Source organism: Flavobacterium sp. (genome assembly GCF_031423415.1).
GTDB lineage: Bacteria > Bacteroidota > Bacteroidia > Flavobacteriales > Flavobacteriaceae > Flavobacterium.
In genome coordinates this window covers 1-3,267 of the sequence record NZ_JANPFL010000112.1, presented here as the reverse complement: position 1 = coordinate 3,267, position 3,267 = coordinate 1, and the positions used below count along the sequence as shown (strand labels likewise).

Genomic DNA, 3,267 nt, shown 5'->3' with positions numbered 1-3,267 from the left:
GTGATTTAAATAATTTATCAACTCCATCTTCCAAATAAGATATTGTAAACCAATAATCGGTTGCTGGTAATAGTTCTCCATTAAATTTTCCGTCCCAACCAATACTATTTGCAGGCATTTGCTTTAATAATTTTCCAAATTGGTCATAAATATTAATATTGGCTGATAGTTGTTTTTCAAGACCAATAACATTCCAAGTATCGTTAAAATTATCATCATTTGGTGTAAAATATTTTGGGTAATTTACAACAACAATCGGAATTGTGGTTAAACCACAACCGTTTTTATCTCTAACAGTTATAATGTGGTTTCCAAACGGAGCCTCGGTAAAAATATTACTATCTTGAAAATCTAGTTCATCGAGTTGGTATTCGTAATCGCCACCTTCACCAATTGCGGTAATTGTAATAAACTGATTATCGTTGAAATTTTCACTAAGTGAATAACTTGCAATTGCAATTCGTGATAGTTTTACTGTTATAAATTTAGTTGGAATTGAGCATAAAGTTGTATTATTTTTAATATCTAGCGAATAAATTCCTGGTACAGTAACAATTAAATTATTGCTATTTCCAACTTCAAGATTTGTAGCATCTTTCCAAATAAAAGTAAAATTAGCAGTATTTAAACCTGTTGTTATTGTGTATGGATTAATAATCAAACCTGTTTTATTGTCTTCGCAAATAACACCATCTTTGGCGGTTGGCTCAGGTAATTTATTGATAATTAACTGAAAACTACCAGTTGCAAAACACGATATTGCTAAAGTATTATTGACACGAACAAAAATATTTTTTAAGTTTTCGAATTCAGTTGGTGCTGTTATCGGATCAGTATTTGTATTGGCATCGGCTAGCGAATTATAATAAGCAACCGTAAATTCTGAACCAATTTGGTTTGTTCCAAAAATTGTTGTGTTATAACTTTGCAAATCAATTATTCGTTTGCCATCATTATCGTTATCGATATCGTCGCAAAAAGTCCTGTCTATTAAAAGCGGAATTGTCGCTATTGATGGTTTAGTGATTATAGTAACGTCAAAATAAGTTTCGCTTGAACAGAAACCAGACACATCTAATGTTGATGGATATTGTCTGTAAATATAAAACCTTCTAATTGTTGTTGTACTCGTTGTTCCGATGACCAACGGAGATGTTGGTGTAACCACTGTACCTTTTGCCAATCTAATGCCTGTTCCAGTTGGTCCACCCGATTGTGTGTAATAATCGCCTTCTAAAGGTTGTGGAATATCATCGATATTCAAAAACGGCAAAATATAATTATCACATTGCACAACATTGCCCAATTTATCGACTTTATTTATGGTTATTTGCAATGGTTCTTCGTCAGTACTACAGCCTGCAAGTGTTGAGTTTCCTGCAAATACATATATTTTTTGGGTTTTACTAATAATTGTGTTTGGTAAAATCAAACTACCACCAGTAGGATTTATAGAATGACTTTCGGTAAAATAATTCCCTATTGCTGGAATAGGTAAGACATAGCTATCGCAAGCTATAACTGCAGTTTGAGTCGGAACATCTGGGTTTGGATCGATAACTACTTTAAAAACTGTTTCGTCTTCACAAGTAAATCGTACGGTTTTAATATTATAAACATAAACATCCTGAATAATCGGCAAAATTGTACCGTCTGGCAAAACTGTTTCGGTTGTTTTAAAAATTGTTCCTGGCGGCAAAAGTTGACCCGATGTGCCGTTATTTAATCTAGAACCAGAATAATAGGCATTATTATCATCGGTATTTGGTTGTATAATTACGGGCAAAGTATAATTGGAACATTGTGCAATATTGGGGTACTGAATTGCTTTTGTGTAATAAATCTGAATATCAATTGGATAATCCAAACCACAGGGCGGCGTTGCCGAAGTCTCGGAATAAGCATAAATTCGAATATCTTGTGTAAAAACAGTATTATCAGGAATAATTCCTTTGGTTCGGTTAGGACCATAATAAAACTCGACATTTGCTGGTTTTGTCAAAGAAAAATTTTCGCATTTAGGATAAATTGGCGACAATGGAATTACTGGATAAGGCTTAATATCAATAACCATTGGAACGCCTCGTTTACAAGTCCCATCGGTCACAAAAACATAAATTGTTTGACTTACAGATACTACCGAACCTGAATTTACTGTTATTCCTGTTCCATCGGCTTTTGTATTATATGAAAATTGTTGGTAAGATTGGTTTGGTGAAACTGTAGTGTTTATTGGAACAATTGGTAAAGTTGGCAAATTATAAATACCGCAAGCTGTTATATTCAAATTAATAGATGTTGGAACAATTGGCAATACTATTTTTATATTTATTGGTTCATCAAATACACAAACAGAAACAGGCAAATCGTTGGGGTCTGATTTTGCATAATGATAAATTTTTACAGAACTTGTATAGTCAAAACCTACAGCAATTTCAATATTTGTAGCACTTGGTCCACCAGCATTTGGATAATATTTCCCAACTGGCAAAACAGGTAATTGATAATTTTCGCATTCTATAATTGCTGTTGGATTAGGCAAACCAACATAAACTGTAAAAATAGCATCGTCTGTACAAGGCCGTAATCCAGATTCTGCATGAACATAAATAGTTTTAGTAGCCAAAATTTTTGTTCCTTCTGGAATAATATTGGCGGGAATAAAATTATTAGAACTGTAATAATTTATAATTGGATTTTTAATTCTGTCTAATGGTAATAAGGTGTAAAATTCGCCAATACATTTATAAATATTTTCGTAATCTGGCAAAACTGGACTTGGATCAATTTTGATAACATAAGGTATTTCTATTTCGCAATTGCTTTCGTCTACGGATACAAAATAAAAATAAATTGTCTGAGATTGTGGCGAAGTCAACTCACTTAACGAAATTAATTTTGTGCCACCATTTCCACCATTTAAATGAGATGCTGTAAAAAAATCTCCAAAAATTGAAAATGGAACAATAAATTTATCGCAATTATTAATAATTGGCGGTACTACATCATTAACATCTATAAACGTAATCCTGAAACTTTTTTTAGCTGGACAATTTGGTGTATTCAAATAAATGTAAATTTCTACAAAATTGCCATTAGTTGGTTTAGTAATAGTTGTTCCAAAAGCATAATTAGTACCTGTTCCGTTATCGCCTGACCAATATTGGGCGTTTGGACTTGTCAAATTTGGCAAAACATATTTTGTACACACAAAAACATCTACAATAACATCAGAAATTATTGGATTGGCACTCACATTTACCAAAA

Annotated in this window: 1 protein-coding gene; it reads right to left on the bottom strand. The window is 32.5% G+C overall.

Annotated elements, in window-relative coordinates; genetic code table 11:
* Nucleotides 1-3,267: T9SS type B sorting domain-containing protein (locus RMO83_RS09700; protein WP_310559483.1), on the bottom strand; the 3,267-nt coding region annotated here is incomplete at both ends.